Source organism: Nostoc sp. MG11 (assembly GCF_014904695.1).
Classification (GTDB): Bacteria; Cyanobacteriota; Cyanobacteriia; order Cyanobacteriales; family Nostocaceae; genus Komarekiella.
The window spans coordinates 101392-119717 of the sequence record NZ_JACXXN010000014.1; the positions used below are offsets into that span (position 1 = coordinate 101392).

An 18326-nucleotide genomic window follows, 5' to 3' on the forward strand; every position below is an offset into this window, starting at 1 on the left:
GCTCTTAATACTGGAAAACAGAATTTATTAGGCATTAATAACTGAAGACAAATATCTGAAATCGAATGAGAATATTCCTTACTTTATAGCTTTGGATGTAGCAGTAAACCAACAATAAGGAGTACAAGTGTCAACCCATCTGTAAGATTAAGATAGGGTTTTCAATGGCAAAAAACGAATTCCATGATTCATCTGAGTCAAGCAGCCGCCAGTGAGATTGGACGAATAAAGTCCAAACAACAGCCAAAAGGTTTGTTTCGATTGACAGTTAGACCCGGTGGCTGTTCCGGGTGGTTTTACGATATGTTGTTTGATGAAGCAGTAAAAGTGAGTGATCAAGTTTTTGACTTGAATGGTATTCAAGTAGTGGTAGATGCTGAAAGCTTAAATTACATCAATGGGTTAACACTCGATTATTCAGAGGATCTGATGGGTGGTGGTTTTCGCTTCCACAATCCCCAGGCGATCGCTACCTGTGGCTGTGGAAATTCTTTCTCTATTTGTCCTTCTTAGTCATGGGTAATTAATCATTAGTCTTTGAGCAAATAACAAACACAGAAGTCTAAGTAAAGGAAGGCTCTGTTCAAAACTCCTCCAAAGGGAGACGCTGCGCGAACGAGGACAAATAACAATTGACATAAAACCATCGAAAACGATATAATTAGGATTTGTTAAAACTTAGACAACCTAATGCAGCTTTACGCGCTGTAACTCATGCCAACCATACAGCAGCTAATACGTAATGAGCGCGAAAAAGCGCGTCAGAAAACCAAGTCCCCAGCTCTGAAGCAATGTCCTCAACGTCGGGGTGTTTGTACCAGAGTATACACAACTACGCCTAAAAAGCCTAACTCAGCTCTACGCAAAGTAGCAAGGGTGCGACTTACTTCTGGATTTGAAGTCACAGCTTACATTCCAGGAATTGGTCACAACTTGCAGGAACACTCAGTTGTAATGATTCGTGGCGGTCGGGTTAAGGACTTACCAGGTGTGAGATACCACATCATCCGTGGCACCTTAGATACAGCCGGAGTTAAAGACCGCAAGCAAGGTCGTTCCAAGTATGGAACCAAGCGCCCGAAAGAAGCGAAAAAGTAGGATTAGGCGATTAATCGCATCAAACACGATTAATCGTCTCTCTTAGATAGAAGCGCGTCAAGGGATAGAAAAACAAACAGCGCTTGCTTTTAAACAACAGTGATTATCGCTGATGTATCTGTTTCAGTAAAAGCTACACCTACACTAAGCGAGCAAGTGTAGAAAGTTTTAAGCAAAATACTGTAAGCGACAGCAGCATTAATATCTAGATATTAAGGTTTATAATGTTGTCGCCTTGTGTGTCTAGTTGCAGGCAGCAAGTCAAGTAGGTCAGCCTCGCTGCAACTGAAGAGGAAAAATATGAGGAATTTTAAGCGGCGGGTTCCACCGCTTTTAGTTTCCAGTGTCTGATAGCCTGATAGCATATAATTTCGTTGCCAAATCCGAATTAAAGGTGAAGTATGTCTCGTCGTGGTGTTGTTCAAAAGCGCCCAGTTCCGTCTGACTCCGTATATAACAGTCGCCTTGTGAGCATGATTATCAGACGGATTATGCGTCATGGCAAGAAATCACTTGCCGCACGGATTGTTTATGATGCCTTGAAAACTATTGAGGAACGCACTGGTAGCGGTGCCTTGGAAACCTTTGAAAGAGCAGTGCGAAATGCAACGCCTTTAGTAGAAGTAAAAGCTCGGCGAGTCGGCGGAGCAACCTATCAAGTACCAATGGAAGTGCGTTCAGACCGGGGTACTACCCTAGCACTGCGTTGGCTAGTGCAATTTTCAAGATCCAGACCAGGGCGCACAATGGCCAGTAAGCTGGCAAATGAGTTAATGGATGCTGCTAACGAAACTGGAAATGCCATTCGCAAGAGGGAAGAAACTCACCGCATGGCGGAAGCAAACAAAGCATTTGCACACTATCGTTACTAAGTAGAAAAACGATATATCGCAGTTTTATCAGCGGTGTATCGTTGATTTTTTCAAAAAGACGGTTTTCCGTAAAAGTATAGAATCTTAACAAAGAGTAATATACAAGATATCATGAGGCAAAAACTATAGGAGGTAGCTGTGGCACGTACGATCCCGCTAGAGAGAGTACGCAATATCGGTATTGCGGCGCATATAGATGCGGGCAAGACAACGACAACAGAGAGAATATTGTTTTACTCTGGAATAATTCATAAAATTGGCGAAGTTCATGAAGGAACTGCTGTAACAGACTGGATGGATCAGGAGCGAGAGCGGGGAATTACCATCACTGCTGCTGCTATTACTACCAGCTGGAAAGATCATCAAATTAACATTATCGATACCCCAGGTCACGTAGACTTCACGATTGAAGTTGAGCGTTCCATGCGTGTGTTGGATGGTGTAATCGCAGTATTTTGTTCTGTAGGTGGTGTACAACCACAGTCCGAGACAGTGTGGCGACAAGCAGACCGCTACAAAGTACCTCGAATAGCCTTCATCAACAAAATGGATCGTACAGGAGCGAACTTTTATAAAGTTCACGAGCAAATGCGCGATCGCCTGCGAGCTAACGCCATTGCTATTCAATTACCAATTGGTAGCGAAAACGAATTCCAAGGGATCGTTGATCTAGTGCGGCAGCGTGCATATATTTACGCTAACGACCAAGGAACCGATATCCAAGAAACAGATATCCCATCAGAATTGCAAGAGCAAGTAGAAGAATACCGCACCAAGCTAATAGAAGCGGCGGCGGAAACCGACGATACTCTGATGGCTAAGTACTTCGAGGGCGAAGAACTTACAGAAGACGAAGTTCGTACTGCCCTGCGTAAAGGCACAATTGCAGGGACAATCGTACCAGTACTTTGTGGCTCTGCATTCAAAAACAAAGGTGTGCAGTTGATGCTGGATGCAGTTGTAGATTACCTGCCAGCGCCAAGTGAAGTACCACCAATCCAAGGCATACTGCCAAATGGCGATACTGTCGAGCGGCGGGCTGATGACAACGAACCTCTAGCAGCTCTGGCATTCAAAATTATGGCTGATCCTTATGGTCGCCTCACATTTGTTCGCGTTTATTCTGGTGTCCTGAAAAAGGGCAGCTACGTCCTCAACGCTAGTAAGAATAAAAAAGAACGAATTTCCCGCTTAGTTCTCATGAAGGCAGATGACCGACAAGATGTCGATGAACTGCGAGCGGGTGATTTGGGAGCAGCTCTGGGATTGAAAGACACCTTGACAGGTGACACAATCTGTGATGATGCATCACCAGTAATTCTGGAATCCCTATTCATTCCTGAGCCTGTGATCTCGGTGGCGGTTGAACCCAAAACCAAGAACGACATGGACAAGCTGTCCAAGGCTCTGCAATCTCTTTCAGAAGAAGACCCCACCTTCCGTGTCCACGTCGATCCGGAAACAAACCAAACCGTGATCGCAGGGATGGGAGAACTCCACCTAGAAATTCTAGTAGACCGGATGTTACGAGAATTCAAAGTGGAAGCGAATGTCGGCGCGCCGCAAGTAGCTTACCGCGAAACGATTCGCAAACGTGTCTCCAAAGTAGAAGGCAAGTTTATCCGTCAAAGTGGTGGTAAAGGTCAATATGGTCACGTTGTGATCGATTTGGAACCAGGAGAACCCGGTACTGGCTTTGAATTCGTCTCCAAAATTGTTGGTGGTACAGTACCTAAAGAGTATATTGGCCCCGCAGAACAAGGAATGAAAGAAAGCTGCGAATCCGGTGTCCTGGCTGGATATCCGTTGATTGACGTCAAAGCGACGCTAATTGATGGGTCATACCACGATGTAGACTCTTCGGAAATGGCTTTTAAAATCGCTGGATCGATGGCGATGAAAGAGGCTGTGCTGAAAGCTTCACCCGTCCTCTTAGAGCCTATGATGAAAGTTGAGGTTGAAGTTCCCGAAAACTTCCTTGGGGATGTCATGGGCGACCTTAATTCCCGTCGTGGGCAAATTGAGGGAATGGGATCTGAGCAGAGCATTGCCAAAGTGACTGCTAAAGTCCCGTTGGCAGAAATGTTTGGCTACGCCACTGATATCCGGTCGAAAACCCAAGGTCGGGGCATCTTCTCAATGGAGTTTAGCCACTACGAAGAAGTGCCTCGCAACGTGGCTGAGGCAATCATTGCTAAAAGCAAAGGGAACGCTTAATTAGAATAAGGAAATGAGCATTCATGGCACGCGCAAAGTTTGAAAGGAATAAACCCCACATCAATATCGGTACGATTGGCCACGTTGACCACGGCAAAACCACGTTAACGGCAGCCATCACTATGACCTTGGCAGCTATGGGTCAAGCTATAGCTAAGGGCTATGATCAAATCGATAACGCGCCAGAAGAAAAGGCACGGGGTATTACTATTAATACAGCCCACGTTGAGTATGAAACCGAAAATAGGCACTATGCTCACGTAGACTGTCCTGGACACGCTGACTATGTGAAGAACATGATCACCGGTGCTGCCCAGATGGATGGAGCTATCCTCGTAGTTGCTGCTACCGATGGCCCTATGCCCCAAACCCGTGAACACATCCTACTGGCAAAACAGGTCGGCGTTCCTAGTCTGGTTGTCTTCTTGAACAAGGAAGACTTAATGGATGATCCAGAACTTCTGGAACTAGTGGAACTAGAACTTCGGGAATTGCTTTCCAGCTATGATTTCCCTGGTGATGACATTCCCATTATCAAAGGCTCTGGTCTACAAGCGTTAGAAAAAATGACCTCTAACCCCAAAACTCAACGGGGTGAAGATCCTTGGGTAGATAAAATCTATGAGCTGATGGATGCTGTAGATTCCTTTATCCCCACTCCTGAGCGGGATATAGATAAGCCCTTCTTGATGGCTGTAGAAGACGTGTTCTCGATCACAGGTCGTGGAACTGTGGCTACTGGTCGGATTGAACGTGGTAAAGTCAAAGTCGGCGATACGGTTGAACTAGTGGGTATTAGAGATACTCGCAACACAACCGTAACTGGAATTGAGATGTTTAAGAAGAGTCTTGATGAAGGTATGGCTGGAGATAACGCCGGTGTATTACTGCGGGGTATCCAAAAGGCTGATATTGAGCGGGGTATGGTGTTAGCTAAACCTGGTTCAATTACCCCTCACACTCAATTTGAAGGTGAAGTGTACGTCCTTACCGAAAAAGAAGGTGGTCGTAAAACCCCATTTTTCTCTGGCTACCGTCCCCAGTTCTACGTACGGACAACCGACGTAACTGGCACTATTAAGACCTTCACTTCCGATGATGGCAGTGAGGCAGAAATGGTAATGCCAGGCGATCGCATTAAAATGACCGTAGAATTAATCAACCCGATCGCTATTGAGCAAGGAATGCGCTTCGCTATCCGCGAAGGTGGTCGTACCATTGGTGCTGGTGTCGTCTCCAAAATCTTGAAGTAACACCTTTTTGCTCTCATAAAAAAGGAGCAGAGATGGTATTAGTACCTCTCTGCTCCTTTCTCTTCCCTTCATTTTAGGTACTGGTGATTGGGTATTGGTTTCCCAGTCCCCAGTCTCCAGTTCACATTCCCCTATTACTCAGAACCTGGACAATTAAAGATGGCAACTCTACAGCAGCAGAAGATTAGAATTCGTTTACAGGCTTTTGACCGACGCTTATTGGATACATCTTGCGAGAAGATTGTAGACACAGCTAACCGTACTAATGCTACAGCCATAGGCCCAATTCCTTTACCAACAAAACGGCGGATCTATTGTGTGCTGCGATCGCCTCACGTAGATAAGGATTCACGAGAACACTTTGAAACCCGTACTCATCGTCGGATTATTGACATTTATCAGCCTTCTTCTAAAACTATTGATGCCTTGATGAAACTGGATCTACCATCAGGTGTGGATATAGAAGTAAAACTTTAAATTAGTCATTAGTACTCCGGCAAATGACCAATGACATAGACGCCTTAGCAGCTTCCCGCTGGTAGTAAAAATGACATTAGTATGAATATTTATCTGGCCCTGAAGAAATATATCTCAGGGCTTTTATTTAGCTACTAAACAAATGTTAGAATATAAACAAAGTACGGGAAAAGCAGAGAAAAATAAATTTTAAAGATTAAGTTTATACTGAGATAACAATGACATCCTCTTCTAAAATTGCAGTTCGTGAACTACCTCTGTTCCCGTTACCTGAAGTAGTTCTATTTCCCACTAGACCATTACCCCTGCACATCTTTGAATTTCGCTACCGAATCATGATGAACACGATTTTGGAGAGTGATCGAAGGTTCGGGGTCTTAATGGTTGATCCAGCTAAAGGTGGGATTGCAAATGTTGGCTGCTGTGCGGAAATAATTCATCATCAACGATTGCCAGATGATCGCATGAAAGTGTTGACTTTGGGGCAACAAAGATTTCGTGTATTAGAATATGTTCGTGAAAAACCTTACCGCGTTGGCTTAGTAGAGTGGATTGAGGACCATCCACCTGTCAAGGATTTGCGACCTTTGTCTTCCGAAGTAGAACAACTGCTACGAGATGTCGTGCGTCTATCAGCCAAATTAACCGAACAAAACATTGAGCTACCAGAAGATTTGCCCGATTTACCAACAGAGTTATCTTATTGGGTAGCGAGCAATCTCTATGGTGTTGCCCCAGAGCAGCAGTCATTGCTAGAAATGCAGGATACTGTGGCTCGTCTAGAACGGGAAGCAGAAATTTTAACTTCTACTCGTAATCATTTGGCCGCTCGCGCTGTACTCAAAGAAACCTTTAATCAGAAATAGAGACAAGTTATATTAAGTCTCTACTGATTTTTAAAACATTGTAAGCGCCAAAGATTTTCAAAATTTCTGTATAAACGGATAAATCTGCTAGAGCAGATTTAATCTGTGCTGAGGTGGCATCTGTTTCGAGATCAACGAAAAATAAATATTCCCCTAGCGATCGCTTCGTTGGACGAGATTCAATCCGGCTGAGGTTAATCCCCAATTGAGCAAATACTTGTAGGGGTTTAAGTAGAGCTCCGGGTACATTAGCAGGCGTACTGAAAGCCAGCGATGTGTGACTAGGACTTATTGAAGACATACGGTAATTAGCGTCTACTTCACCCTGACTTACCACCCAAAAGCGAGTACAGTTTTCTGGATAGTCGTTAATACTATTGGCAAGTATTGGCAGATTGTAGAGCTGAGCAGCTCTGCTAGATGCGATCGCCCCTACCGTTCTATCATTTTCCAAGTGCTGTAGCGGCTCAGTTGTGGAATTAGTAGGAATCAACTGCACAGTTGGGAGAAACATCTCTAACCATCCCTGACATTGTGCTAAAGCTTGCGGATGAGAATAAACAGTTTTAATACTATCCAAGCTAGTCGCGCAGGAAATTAATGCATGAGCGATGGGCATAACCAAAGCCAACTGAATACGCAGACTGTCCAACTGCCACAGCGTATCCATTGTCATAGTTACACTGCCTTCAATAGAATTTTCTACTGGTACAACGGCCAACTGAGTTTGTCCAGAGGCAACGGCTTGGAGGGACTGAGCAATACTGGGATAAGGGCATAAGATAGCTTCAATTCCTGTCCTTTTGACTAACCAATTGACATAAAAAATAGCTGCTTGTTCTGCGTAAGTACCAGGAGGCCCTAAATGAGCAATAGATATAGTCATGGTGTTTATTAGTTATCTGTTAAATTTATAGACTATATCGCATACAAGGCTAGCTTTTATCAACCGAGAATATTAGTTTGATTATTTCATGGAACTACGTTCTGCTCTTTTGAGTAGCGCAGTGATAAAGTTTATAATTGTATTCGCCAGCAGATTTCCCATATTGGTGATCAGGGACACAGCGCTGAGATTCTAGATCGACTTGAGTACGGAATTCAACTAACCACAGGTCTAGAGGTCGTGGGATTTCAATGAGTTTTTCCTGAAATGTTTGCAGGGCGTAAGTATAAGTTTTAGTCTGTGGATCTTTGCCAGCCAGGTAAAACTGCAAATTTTGGATTGGTTGATGTTGGAATTCCCAAGCTAACCCCATCATTCTGCCAGTTTGCCCGTGGTGCAAGTGAGTTGTAGCAATCAACACATTACCTTGAGAGGCTTTTTGGATGATAGAGGCAAGGACATCAGGGCGTTGATTTTGCAGGTAGCCCAGATTCCAGGTTGCTGTCGCTCCCCCAAACACTGCCATCAGCCAAATTATGCTCACCGCAACTTTTCCATTCACCAGCAGCCAGAATCTCTGCTTGTGGTGGTTTAAATTTTTTACTCGGTTCCAACAGCCTGCCAATGCAGCACCCAAAAGTAAAATTACTGCCGGGGCATAGAAAAATTGGAACCGGGCAGCTAAAGTTAAGTCCATTCCTAAGCCGTATGTGAAACATAAGCACAAGGCGATCGCTCCAAGGATATACCCAATCAAAATTTGAATAGCTAGATGGGTATCAGGGTATTGCTGCTGGGTTTTCAACCCATAAGTGAGATTAGGCAGGCTCCAAAACAAAAACAGCAAAGTTACCATACCGGAAACAACTACAATCGCCAGGGGTAAGTTTGTGAGTGCAGAAGGTAACAGCAACAGCATACTGATAATCCAAAGCAGTAGTCTCCCGATTGGTTCTATCCATCTAACCTGAGCATTGCTACCTGCAACCCAGTTTGTCAGATCACTACCAGAAATATTTTGCAGGGTAGGAACCCAGACCAAGCATCCGATGAGAGTACCCATAGCAACTATCGAAATACGCCACCAATTAAGTTGCATCGGGTTATTCTGCTGCATTTTTAGCCAAATTTGCCCCAGCAATACAAAGCCTTGAACACAAAGAGTCAAGGTGAAAAAAAAGTGAGTTGCTACCCCTAAACTGTTCACAGCTACCCAGGCTAAAACTATCCATATAGATAGAGATTGCCGCTGATCGATGGTCTGAATTGCTTTGACAAAGCAACACAGAGAAGCAATTACTAGCAAAATCGCTAAAGTATAATGTCGTGCTTCTCTAGCCAGGAAAACAGTGTATGGTGAGACTGCCATCATCGCTGCTGCCATTTGACCTACCAACCTGGAGCGAAAAGCTAAATAGCCAAAGCCAAATATGGCAGGAATCGATGCAACCCCAAACAAAGCACTGAGCGATCGCGCTACCCAAATTGAGACGAGTTCCCCTGTGGGAGAAAACATTTTCATCCAAAAATGTGCCACCGCAAAGTAGATCGGCGGATGATTACTCTCATCAAACAGATGCCTAATAACTGCACTAATTCCAGCCGTGGGGATAGGTTGCAGTGGTTGCAACAGAACATCTGAACTGATGACCTGATTGAGTGGTACAGTGTGGAAACTATTGCCTAAGCTAAAAACTAGCGTTGCACACTCATCAGTCCAAGGTGGTAGAGATGCTAGACGCAAAAAGCGTAGACCAGTACCAATAGATAACCATAGCAGCAGTAGCAGTAAGTGATAGCGGTTTTTCATTAATGCTATGTAGACTTAAGTTTATCTCTCTCAAGAGAGTAATCATAATTTCTCAAACTGTCTAAATAATGAAGGATAACTATAAGCAAATATAGCTTTAAAAAAAATCAGTCTTGATAAATATTTCTTTGATTGAATTAAAAAAATAAACATAATAAATTAATTAATAATAGAAGTATCAAACAATTACTTCCTTCAACTCATGGCTACCAAGTTTATTGCTTCTCAATCGGTGGAAATTGCTGTTCCACAGCAGCCTATTCCTATTCAGCACTACTTGCGTCAGCCTCCACGTCTGGTTAGAGCTTTAGTTGATAACAGTCGTATTCAGCAGCTTTCCGAGGAAGTATTTCGCTTGAAAATGCGTCCTATGACTTTTATGTCATTAAGTATTCAACCCACCGTAGACATGAGGGTGTGGGCAAAATCAAATGGAATAATTTATTTGCGATCGTTAGGTTGTGAAATTATTGGTGTCGAGTATATTAATCAGCGCTTTGCTCTAAACCTAAAAGGATATTTATCTCCCAAAGAACTAAGCACTGGAACTCGCCTACAAGGGAGAGCCGATTTAGAAGTGCAGGTTGATCTGCCACCGCCATTTTCCTTCACTCCCAAGCCGATTTTAGAGGCAACCGGTAATGGTTTGCTCAAGAGTGTGCTGTTGACAGTTAAGCAACGTTTGCTACATCAACTTCTAGCTGATTATCGCCACTGGGTGATATCACAAACTAAAGATAAAGGGCTTGACGATGACAGTACTGAATTGCCAATACTGAATCCTGAGTAGTTATTTAATTACTCAGGATTTTAATTTGGCAAGGACGAAAAGACTTGCGATGCAGGGGTGAAGAACCGTATTGTTGCAGAGCCAGCAAATGCCGCTGGCTGCCATAACCTTTGTTACGCGCTAAATCGTACATGGGGTATTTTGCTGCTAGGCGCAGCACCAAATCGTCGCGCCAAACTTTAGCAACAATGCTAGCAGAAGCAATAGTGAGCGATCGCTCGTCCCCTTTGACTATTGTTTGTTGCGGTATTAGCAAGTTTTTCACTGACTGATTGCCATCAATTAAGCAGAGTACAGGCTGTACCTTCAGCTTTAGCACAGCCCGCTTCATTGCTAGCAGTGTTGCCTGCAAAATATTCATTTGGTCAATTTCAGCAGTTGAAGCAAAGCCGATTTTCCAATCTATGGCTAGTCCACAAATTTGCTGCGCCAACTCAGTTCTACGAGAACTAGACAACTTTTTACTGTCTTTAATTCCAGCTGCCATCAGTTCTGGCAAAGCATGATCTGGTAATATCACTGCTGCCGCAACTACAGGCCCAAATAGAGATCCTCGCCCTACTTCATCCACGCCTGCAAGCAACCCTTGAATACCTGACAAGGTGGAAAACTCCAGCCAATTTGATTCGCTCAAGGGTGCTGACGCACAAACAGCAGCGGCAGTTTGCTCTGTTTTTACCATAGAGTAACGTTAGCTTTCATCAAGGGTGGATGTGCCTTCATCTAACGCAGAAGAACGACGACGACGGCGACGGTTAGCAGTAGAGGCGCTATTAGCTTCACTTTCATCTGCGTTTGCGTTGGTGGCGGAGCCTCTGGCAGAAAAGCGTCCCGAAGGGTTCGCGGTAAAACCTGATTCCTCTATTGTGATTGTCTCTTGTGGCAAGGATTTCTGTTCTAACTCAACTCGTGGTGTAGGTAGGATCGGTGCGCTTACTTCAGAAGTTGCTCTTTGAGCAACAGTTGAGTCTAAGGTTGATTCTGTTGGTGTAGTTGAAAGTTGTCCAGGAAGGGTAACGTTAATAATTACAGATTTAGGATTTTTAACCTCCCGATTCAAACGCACCAATGGAGAGACTCCCATCAAGGCAAAGACATCTTGTTCGTCTCGTGTCATTTCCACAGAAACAATCTCTGGCGGTTCTACAACTGGTTTAACTGGTTCTGCCTTGGTAACTGTAACTTTAGTCCGTTCTGTTCTTTCACTCCAACCGGGTTTACCAAGGCTAGGTGCGGGTATCTCAGATGTTACTCCTAATTCTTCATCAGCATCAAGGTCTAAGTCTGGCTCGTTAACAAAAGACAGTGGATTAGCAACAACCCGCGTTTCATCTTTTCCATTTACCCCATTAATACCAATCCGATGACGGCGGGTACGGGTACGACGTTTGTTGTTATCGCCTAGTTCTTGATAGCTAGGATGATTAATCAGATTCAGAGCACCCAATTCAGAGTCAGCATCGAATGCTTCCCCAAACCCATCGTAGGTTTCTCGTGGTTCCGTGAGGCGGGCAACTGGCTGACGTGGTTCTCTATGAGGTGGCGATACAAAACGTTCTGGTATTTCTACTGGTGTTGGCATTCGGTTTTCGCCTTCTCCAGGCAAACGCACAGTATGCCCCAAACCGCCACAAGTGGGGCAAGTTTCACCAAACAATTCGTAAATATTTTGACCCTGACGCTTGCGGGTCAGTTCTACCAAACCTAGCTCAGTTAGTTGAGCAATCTGGGGACGAGCTTTGTCTGCTTTGAGTGCTTTATTAAAGTGTTCTAGAACTTGCAGTTGGTCACGGCGCGATTCCATATCAATGAAATCTACGACGATTACCCCCGCAATATTCCGCAAACGCAACTGGCGAGCAATTTCTGTTGCAGCTTCGCAGTTTGTCCACAGAACTGTTTCTCTGGCTGTTGCCGATCGCGTGAAAGAACCAGAGTTGACATCAATTACTGTTAATGCCTCAGTCGGTTCAATGATGATGTAGCCTCCAGAAGGTAGGTCTACTCTAGGTTTCAAGGCTTCTCGAATCGCAGCGCTGATGCGGAAGTACTCTAAAATTGGAGAGCGATCGCGGTGATGGTCTATCAACAATCCTTGCGGTGTTTGACCTCCGCTCCAGTTCTGCAAATACTGCTTCACCCGCTTCAAGCCAGTACTGGAATCCACTACAATCCGATTCACATCGGCGCCGTACATATCTCGCAATACACGCTGGATAAAGTCATCGTCTCGGTTGAGTAGCGCTGGGGGACGGGTAGAGTGCGCTTCTTGCTGGATAGACTCCCATTGCTTTTGTAGCACTTCCAAGTCTTCCATAATTGCTTCTTCGGGTTTGCCTTCTGCTTCTGTACGCACAAGCAAACCCATCCCCGCAGGCTTGATCAAAATCGCCAGTGCCCGTAAGCGGTTGCGCTCGCTTTCACTCTTAATCCGCCGGGATAAATTTACACCTCTGCCGTAGGGCATCAGTACTACGTAACGTCCGGGCAAGGTGATGTTACCAGTAAGCCGCGGCCCTTTTGTCCCTGTTGGCTCTTTCATCACTTGCACCAAAACTTTTTGCTGTGGTGCTAATAATTCTGTAATTGCCGCAGCAGTACGCTTTAGCTTCAATGGGCCCAAGTCAGTTACATGAATAAAACCGTTGCGCTCTGGATCTCCGATATTAACAAAAGCAGCATCTATCCCAGGTAATACATTTTCCACAACACCTAAGTAGATATCACCTATTTGGTGATGACCTGTGGCAACAACAAGTTCTTGTATTTGGTCTTCAGAAAAGACGGCAGCAATTTGATGCTGCTCCGCGATAATAATTTGTTTTGGCATTCAATTTCCTCAAAAATTGGCAGCGCCAATGTAGCTCTGGAGGTTTGTTACGCCTTTCGCCCCTGCCAGCCCCAAAAGCGCTACTGGTAATAAAAATTGCGAATCTCGGCTCAAAGTCAAAGAGCTGTTGATGCTGTAATTGCGTTTACACGCCTGATTAATCCAGAACGGCTGCATATTGTTTAAGTAATTAAATCAACCGTCCGTGGTTGATTTTTGATGCAATACCTTCACCAAAGGAAGTCCTGAGTTGAAAGTTCTAAGTCCTCGAACTTCTGAGGAGCGGAAGCCGCCGCTCAGAGTTTTTGCTGAGTGAGCTTTTGAGTCAGGACGCTTGATTTGAAAGCAACCGACTGAGTTCTTAAGAAAAAGAAACTATTTCTGTTTTCTATTCCCTGTAGTTATCTTTAGGGTTACACTCAGCAACACCAGTCCGCTCAACGGAGGTAACCCTCGTACACGGCTGGATCCTTAGTACTCAGCACTACTGTAGATTAGGCATTCAGCAGTTGTTTTAAAAGCATAGAGAAATAGTTGCCGACGGAGCCTGCTGTTAGTTACTGATTCACAAGTTAGCTATACAGAGAGTGTTCTTTAATCTGCCTCAGTTTGTCTGGGATAAAATCCTAGAAGTTGCACTCTAAATATCTTTGCTTTCGCCCCCTAATTACGAGGGTAGTGAACCAGTTGATTCAATGCAGCGCCAGAAATTTCTCTTCATCCCATTCTAACGCAACCTTGCTAAAAATCAATTCTCATGATATGCCCTATCAAGACAACTACTAGCAAGTTGCCCTTCAGGGATTATACCCTTAAAATTAGCCGATTGCGATGGATATGTAAGAGTTGAAATTCTGCGAAGTTCGAGGCTCCCAAGTCAAGGCTCTGAATTTCACTGGCCACTATTTCCAGCATAGACAGGATTTGTTCGGGACGCAACAGCACACCATTTTGGCGATAACTACCCACATAACGCATAACACATATGGACTCTGCAATACTTTGGTAGGTTTCGACTAGTTCTAGTTCAAATAAGCGATCGCGCAGATTTATTAACTGGCTCTTGCCTGATTTAGTCGTTTGCTCGTACCAAAGCTCCTCTTTGGCTTTAATTGTATCAATCCAGTCTTGCCATTGTGCAGGTGTTGTTTCTTTATCTGCTACTACGGTAATCAAATACTCTGCTGCTTCTAGCAGTTGGGTAGCTGCACTAGCTTTTAAATCTAGCTGTTCTACATGATATATTGGTATGTCTGTGGGTAGTTCGCTAGCTAGTTTTTCCCAAAAAGTATCAACTTCCACTGGCACAGTTAACTCAAAATCCACAATCTCACCACTACTAGTAGCTCCCAGTGCCAAAGCAGTTGCTAGAGAAATTCGCGGATTTGGATGAAACCCACCCGTGAAAGCAACTGGTAAACTTGCTCGCCGCATTACTCGGTCAAACAGGCGCATCAAATCCAGGTGACTCACCAAAGCCATATCACCTTGTTTGCCAAACCAAACGCGTAGTCGTTGTGCCTTGGTAGTATTGGGGACAAAATCACCAGAGAATTCTGGGATAGCAGGCGGGTTGATGACGACATTGTGTCCGAAGTCAGTGCCGCACACGCCACAGTGTGAACAACCTTCAAACGAGCAATCAGGAACAGTTGCAGATGCTAAAGCACGTTGTAAGTCTTCTCTGAGCCATTTTTTGTCAATACCCGTATCAATGTGTTCCCAAGGCAGAGGAATACTGAGTGCTAAGTTATGATCAGGTTCTTGGGTAATTTCCTCTGCTTCTGTACTTCTGTATTCCTCTGAATAAAACAAATTCCATTCACCGTTTTCCACTTGACGGTATTTCCAGTCTAAACCAGCTTGTGCGATCGCTGACCCCCAAGCTGTGAACGCTTGATCTACGTTGTCATACCAGGAATCCATACCCGCACCCAATTCCCAGGCGCGGCGTAGTACTTTTGCAAGCGTGCGATCGCCTCGTCCAATGAAGTCCTCCATTGCCGATATGCGAACATCGGTGAAATTTACCTTCACTCCCTTCATCCGGCGAAATTCTTGCCGCAGCAGGTTTTGCTTACGTTTAAATTCAGCTGTAGAAACAGAGTGCCACTGAAACGGCGTATGCGGCTTGGGCGTAAAGTTAGAAATCGTCAAGTTAAAGTTGAGCCGTTTTCTATTTTTAACCCAACATTCTCTTTGTAACCAGCTTACTGTTTCTGCAATCCCTAAAATATCGGCATCCGTTTCACCCGGCAAGCCAATCATGAAATACAACTTGATTTTATCCCAGCCTTTCTCGCAAGCGGTTTTCACCCCCCGCAACAGTTCTTCATTCGTCAAACCCTTATTAACTATGTCCCGCATCCGCTGGGTTCCAGCTTCGGGAGCAAAAGTCAATCCACCTTGCCGCGTACCACCCAGGATATTGGCAATATTTTCATCAAATCTATCTACCCGTTGGCTGGGTAAAGACAGAGAAATATTTTCATTTTTTAATCTATTTTTAATTTCCATCCCCACTGCTGGCAGGGATAAATAATCAGAACAACTCAGGGATAGTAGGGAGAACTCATTGTAACCAGTAGATCGCATTCCCTGTTCAATTGCTTCTACTACTTGATCTGGTTCTACATCCCGCGCCGGTCGCGTAAGCATTCCTGGTTGACAAAAGCGACAGCCACGAGTACAACCACGCCGAATTTCAATTGTTAAACGGTCATGTACCGTCTCTACGTAGGGAACTAACCCAATAGAGTAAGCTGGTATTGGAGTCGCAACCCGTCGCAGAATTCGTTTTGGAACATTTGGGCGATTGGGATGAACTGAGCCATCCTTTGCCATGCTGTAAAATTGGGGAACATATACACCTGGTATCTGTGCCAAATCCAGTAGTAGTTTTTCTCGGTTCAATCCAGCTTTTTTGCCTTCTTCCAAGACCAAGCCAATTTCTGGTAACAATTCTTCCCCATCACCGAGAGCAAAAAAGTCGAAGAAATCAGCGTACGGTTCAGGATTTGATGTTGCTGTTTGTCCTCCTGCAAAAATTAACGGAAATGGGGACTGAGAATCAGGAGATTCTTCCCCTGCTTCGCCTACCCCTCTTTTTTTGTCTTCCTGCCTTTCACGCCACGTCAAGGGAATTCCAGCCAAATCCAACATTTCTAGAATATTGGTTGCTCCCAGTTCGTAACTGAGGCTAAAGCCTAGAATATCGAATTCTGTAAGCGATCGCTTTGACTCTACCGCAAACAAGGGTGTATTGGTTTGGCGTAGTTTGGCTGCCAGGTCTGGGCCTGGGAGATAAGCGCGATCACATAGTTGGCGCGGCTGGGCATTCAAGACGTTATAGAGGATGATGTGCCCTAAATTGGACGCACCAACTTCATACACTTCTGGGTAGGTTAAAACCCAACGTATTGCTGACGTATCCCAAGGCTTGCGTACTGCTAGGCGCTCATTACCTAGGTAACGCGCTGGTTTTAAAATATCCGATGTTATTAATTGTTCAACTGCAACAGCCACTGTGCTATCTTCTAGCTACCTTAATTACAGCTACTCATTCTTAACCTTAGCATTGATTGGGTTTTCTACAAACTTGAATATTGCAACTTACAATTCCTTTACATAAACCATGCTCTCAACCCAAGCTTTGCTCCAGCATTGCTCTGGTGACATAAAGTTATGTAACTGAACTTTATAATCGGTAAAACCGCTGTATCTAGGGAAATCTGGCGCTAAAGCAGTCGCCAGTGGAGGAAAGGGAACCCTCTTTGAAGTTCAGATGTCTGATGACAAACCGTGTGTCTACAGTGAAACCCTCTACTCCAACCTCTCACTAGAGAACCGTTTATAAAATTCTCTGTGCCAATTCAGCTTCGCTTTTCCATATCTCAAAAACTCTATCGAGTTGTGTCATTTCAAAAATAATTTTAATGGCTGGAGAAACAGAGCAGAGCCGGAAACTCTTTCCTAAAGACCCAGCCAGCTTGAGTGCAGACACCAATGCCATCAAGCCTGCACTGTCTAAAGATTCTACTGCTGCTAGATCCACTACCAAAATTGACATATTATCTTGTGCTAATGCTGTGGTCAGATCTCGTTCAAATTCTAAAGCGTTCGCAGCATTCAGGCAGCCTTGGGGACGAATAACTGCAATCTTGGGATATTTAAGTACTGCTTGCATAATTACATCCTATTAAGAGTTATTGAAGCGTCAAGCTGAGGTTTATTTGAACATAAACTCTTTTTTGTTGCATCGACCATACGTCTTAAGTCTCTTTGCTGAATCTTTATTGCTTTAGCATCTCTGTTTAAAGATTGTCATAAATGCATAGTAAAATGTATTTATATATACTTTTTTTTTATCTCAGTTCAAAAACAATCAACATAGACAGCCGTAGACCAAACAAGTCATCCGTAACGATGCTGATAAAGCTTGCTTGGTATATAACTAAAGCCGATTTAGCCAAGGCTCAGTAGTAGGTTAAATACTTTCACTTTCATGATTACTAATGGCATATTATGGGGTTGCACACAATTATCTATCTAATTAAATTGTGATATAGATCACAAAAAGCAAGGTTTAAGATCACAATTTATACCTAACTTTATCTTGGATAATTTAGTATCATATACAGTTGGTTTATGATTTATGAGAACTAAGTACGCTATTCGTCGATTAGTAGAAAAAGCTCTTGACATTAAAAAATTAACTCCAGAAATAGAAAATGAAATTAACTCAGAACTGACGGAATTGGGTTATATATCTGACGTTGACTACGAAGCTCTGGAATTATTAATGGCAGAGATGGATGCGGGTCGTATTCAGTTGGTTCCTAACTTGGGATAGTAATCCTAATTAATTTGTTATTAATGCTTTTTTCATAATATCAAGTTCATTTGAGAAAGACTAAAGCACTCAAATTTTAAAATAGGTAAAACAATTTTTAGTACAAACAGTGTATATAACAAGCCCGATATCATCACTTGTACTTTATCTACAAGGTGAACTATTTAAATCTAACTCTTGCAAGGTGGATAGAAATACCAAAAAAAATGACCGATCTTTGGGCTTTTCACTTTGGTGTCTTAGTGGTTCAAAAGTAAATTTTTGAACCACTAAGACACTAAGAAAAATACAAAATCACACCTTGAAAGGGCTAATTTGTATCCTTGCTACTTGACAAATATAGCTTCTCGTAATTGAAAGCATCGGTTATGGTGC

15 protein-coding genes are annotated in these 18326 nt (G+C 43.7%); 9 read left to right on the forward strand and 6 right to left on the reverse strand.

From position 1 onward, the window contains the following. The first annotated feature begins 183 nt into the window (after nt 1-183). The 7 genes from HCR01_RS19970 to HCR01_RS20000 all read left to right on the forward strand — a co-directional run bounded on the left by HCR01_RS19970 (nt 184) and on the right by HCR01_RS20000 (nt 6783). Nucleotides 184-513, forward strand: a complete 330-nt coding sequence (locus HCR01_RS19970) for a HesB/IscA family protein (protein ID WP_193197848.1) — start codon at nt 184-186, stop codon at nt 511-513. A 201-nt stretch (nt 514-714) separates the two neighbouring features. Continuing rightward, a complete protein-coding gene (rpsL, locus tag HCR01_RS19975) occupies nt 715-1098 on the forward strand; it encodes a 30S ribosomal protein S12 (protein WP_086687982.1) in 384 nt (127 codons plus the stop codon). Between the two features lie 401 nt (nt 1099-1499). Next, nucleotides 1500-1970, forward strand: a complete 471-nt coding sequence (rpsG, locus tag HCR01_RS19980; protein ID WP_191758783.1) for a 30S ribosomal protein S7 — start codon at nt 1500-1502, stop codon at nt 1968-1970. A 138-nt stretch (nt 1971-2108) separates the two neighbouring features. Next, nucleotides 2109-4187, forward strand: coding sequence for an elongation factor G (gene fusA / locus HCR01_RS19985; protein ID WP_193197849.1), 2079 nt, complete (start codon nt 2109-2111; stop codon nt 4185-4187). A 23-nt stretch (nt 4188-4210) separates the two neighbouring features. Further along, complete coding sequence (gene tuf / locus HCR01_RS19990) at nt 4211-5440, forward strand: elongation factor Tu (protein ID WP_193197850.1); 1230 nt, start codon at nt 4211-4213, stop codon at nt 5438-5440. 159 nt (nt 5441-5599) lie between these two features. Continuing rightward, complete coding sequence (gene rpsJ, locus HCR01_RS19995) at nt 5600-5917, forward strand: 30S ribosomal protein S10 (RefSeq protein WP_008232935.1); 318 nt, start codon at nt 5600-5602, stop codon at nt 5915-5917. Nucleotides 5918-6135: 218 nt separating this feature from the next. After that, complete coding sequence (locus tag HCR01_RS20000) at nt 6136-6783, forward strand: LON peptidase substrate-binding domain-containing protein (RefSeq protein WP_193197851.1); 648 nt, start codon at nt 6136-6138, stop codon at nt 6781-6783. Nucleotides 6784-6790: 7 nt separating this feature from the next. On the opposite strand, the gene pheA is transcribed toward HCR01_RS20000, so the two are convergent. Both pheA and HCR01_RS20010 read right to left on the reverse strand, forming a co-directional pair. Further along, a complete protein-coding gene (gene pheA / locus HCR01_RS20005) occupies nt 6791-7669 on the reverse strand; it encodes a prephenate dehydratase (protein ID WP_193197852.1) in 879 nt (292 codons plus the stop codon). Nucleotides 7670-7763: 94 nt separating this feature from the next. Beyond that, nucleotides 7764-9479: a glycosyltransferase family 39 protein gene (locus HCR01_RS20010; RefSeq protein WP_193197853.1), complete on the reverse strand. Its 1716-nt coding sequence runs from the start codon at nt 9477-9479 to the stop codon at nt 7764-7766. A gap of 202 nt (nt 9480-9681) precedes the next feature. Between HCR01_RS20010 and HCR01_RS20015 the strand changes: the two genes are divergently transcribed. Next, nucleotides 9682-10269, forward strand: a complete 588-nt coding sequence (locus tag HCR01_RS20015; RefSeq protein WP_193197854.1) for a DUF1997 domain-containing protein — start codon at nt 9682-9684, stop codon at nt 10267-10269. Nucleotides 10270-10273: 4 nt separating this feature from the next. On the opposite strand, the gene HCR01_RS20020 is transcribed toward HCR01_RS20015, so the two are convergent. The 4 genes from HCR01_RS20020 to HCR01_RS20035 form a co-directional block, all read right to left on the reverse strand. Next, the gene (locus HCR01_RS20020; RefSeq protein ID WP_193197855.1) at nt 10274-10951 is read right to left on the reverse strand and encodes a ribonuclease HII; all 678 of its coding nucleotides are present in this window, start codon (nt 10949-10951) and stop codon (nt 10274-10276) included. A gap of 9 nt (nt 10952-10960) precedes the next feature. Continuing rightward, nucleotides 10961-13099 carry an Rne/Rng family ribonuclease gene (locus tag HCR01_RS20025; RefSeq protein WP_193197856.1) on the reverse strand — a complete coding sequence of 713 codons (2139 nt, stop codon included), beginning with the start codon at nt 13097-13099 and terminating at the stop codon, nt 10961-10963. A gap of 804 nt (nt 13100-13903) precedes the next feature. Further along, on the reverse strand, nt 13904-16624 hold the full coding sequence (locus HCR01_RS20030) for a TIGR03960 family B12-binding radical SAM protein (protein ID WP_193197857.1): 2721 nt from the start codon (nt 16622-16624) through the stop codon (nt 13904-13906). Between the two features lie 325 nt (nt 16625-16949). Further along, nucleotides 16950-17285: an STAS domain-containing protein gene (locus HCR01_RS20035; RefSeq protein WP_193197858.1), complete on the reverse strand. Its 336-nt coding sequence runs from the start codon at nt 17283-17285 to the stop codon at nt 16950-16952. Between the two features lie 468 nt (nt 17286-17753). On the opposite strand from HCR01_RS20035, the gene HCR01_RS20040 reads away from it, so the two are divergent. Continuing rightward, on the forward strand, nt 17754-17951 hold the full coding sequence (locus HCR01_RS20040; RefSeq protein ID WP_162396932.1) for a hypothetical protein: 198 nt from the start codon (nt 17754-17756) through the stop codon (nt 17949-17951). Nucleotides 17952-18326: the final 375 nt, after the last annotated feature.

Excerpts from the sequence above, each read along its gene's own strand:
- HCR01_RS19970 (WP_193197848.1), top strand. The coding sequence starts at position 184 with ATGATTCATCTGAGTCAAGCAGCCGCCAGTGAGATTGGACGAATAAAG.
- rpsL (WP_086687982.1), top strand. The coding sequence starts at position 715 with ATGCCAACCATACAGCAGCTAATACGTAATGAGCGCGAAAAAGCGCGT.
- rpsG (WP_191758783.1), top strand. The coding sequence starts at position 1,500 with ATGTCTCGTCGTGGTGTTGTTCAAAAGCGCCCAGTTCCGTCTGACTCC.
- tuf (WP_193197850.1), top strand. The coding sequence starts at position 4,211 with ATGGCACGCGCAAAGTTTGAAAGGAATAAACCCCACATCAATATCGGT.
- rpsJ (WP_008232935.1), top strand. The coding sequence starts at position 5,600 with ATGGCAACTCTACAGCAGCAGAAGATTAGAATTCGTTTACAGGCTTTT.
- HCR01_RS20000 (WP_193197851.1), top strand. The coding sequence starts at position 6,136 with ATGACATCCTCTTCTAAAATTGCAGTTCGTGAACTACCTCTGTTCCCG.
- pheA (WP_193197852.1), bottom strand. The coding sequence starts at position 7,669 with ATGACTATATCTATTGCTCATTTAGGGCCTCCTGGTACTTACGCAGAA.
- HCR01_RS20010 (WP_193197853.1), bottom strand. The coding sequence starts at position 9,479 with ATGAAAAACCGCTATCACTTACTGCTACTGCTGCTATGGTTATCTATT.
- HCR01_RS20015 (WP_193197854.1), top strand. The coding sequence starts at position 9,682 with ATGGCTACCAAGTTTATTGCTTCTCAATCGGTGGAAATTGCTGTTCCA.
- HCR01_RS20020 (WP_193197855.1), bottom strand. The coding sequence starts at position 10,951 with ATGGTAAAAACAGAGCAAACTGCCGCTGCTGTTTGTGCGTCAGCACCC.
- HCR01_RS20025 (WP_193197856.1), bottom strand. The coding sequence starts at position 13,099 with ATGCCAAAACAAATTATTATCGCGGAGCAGCATCAAATTGCTGCCGTC.
- HCR01_RS20035 (WP_193197858.1), bottom strand. The coding sequence starts at position 17,285 with ATGCAAGCAGTACTTAAATATCCCAAGATTGCAGTTATTCGTCCCCAA.
- HCR01_RS20040 (WP_162396932.1), top strand. The coding sequence starts at position 17,754 with ATGAGAACTAAGTACGCTATTCGTCGATTAGTAGAAAAAGCTCTTGAC.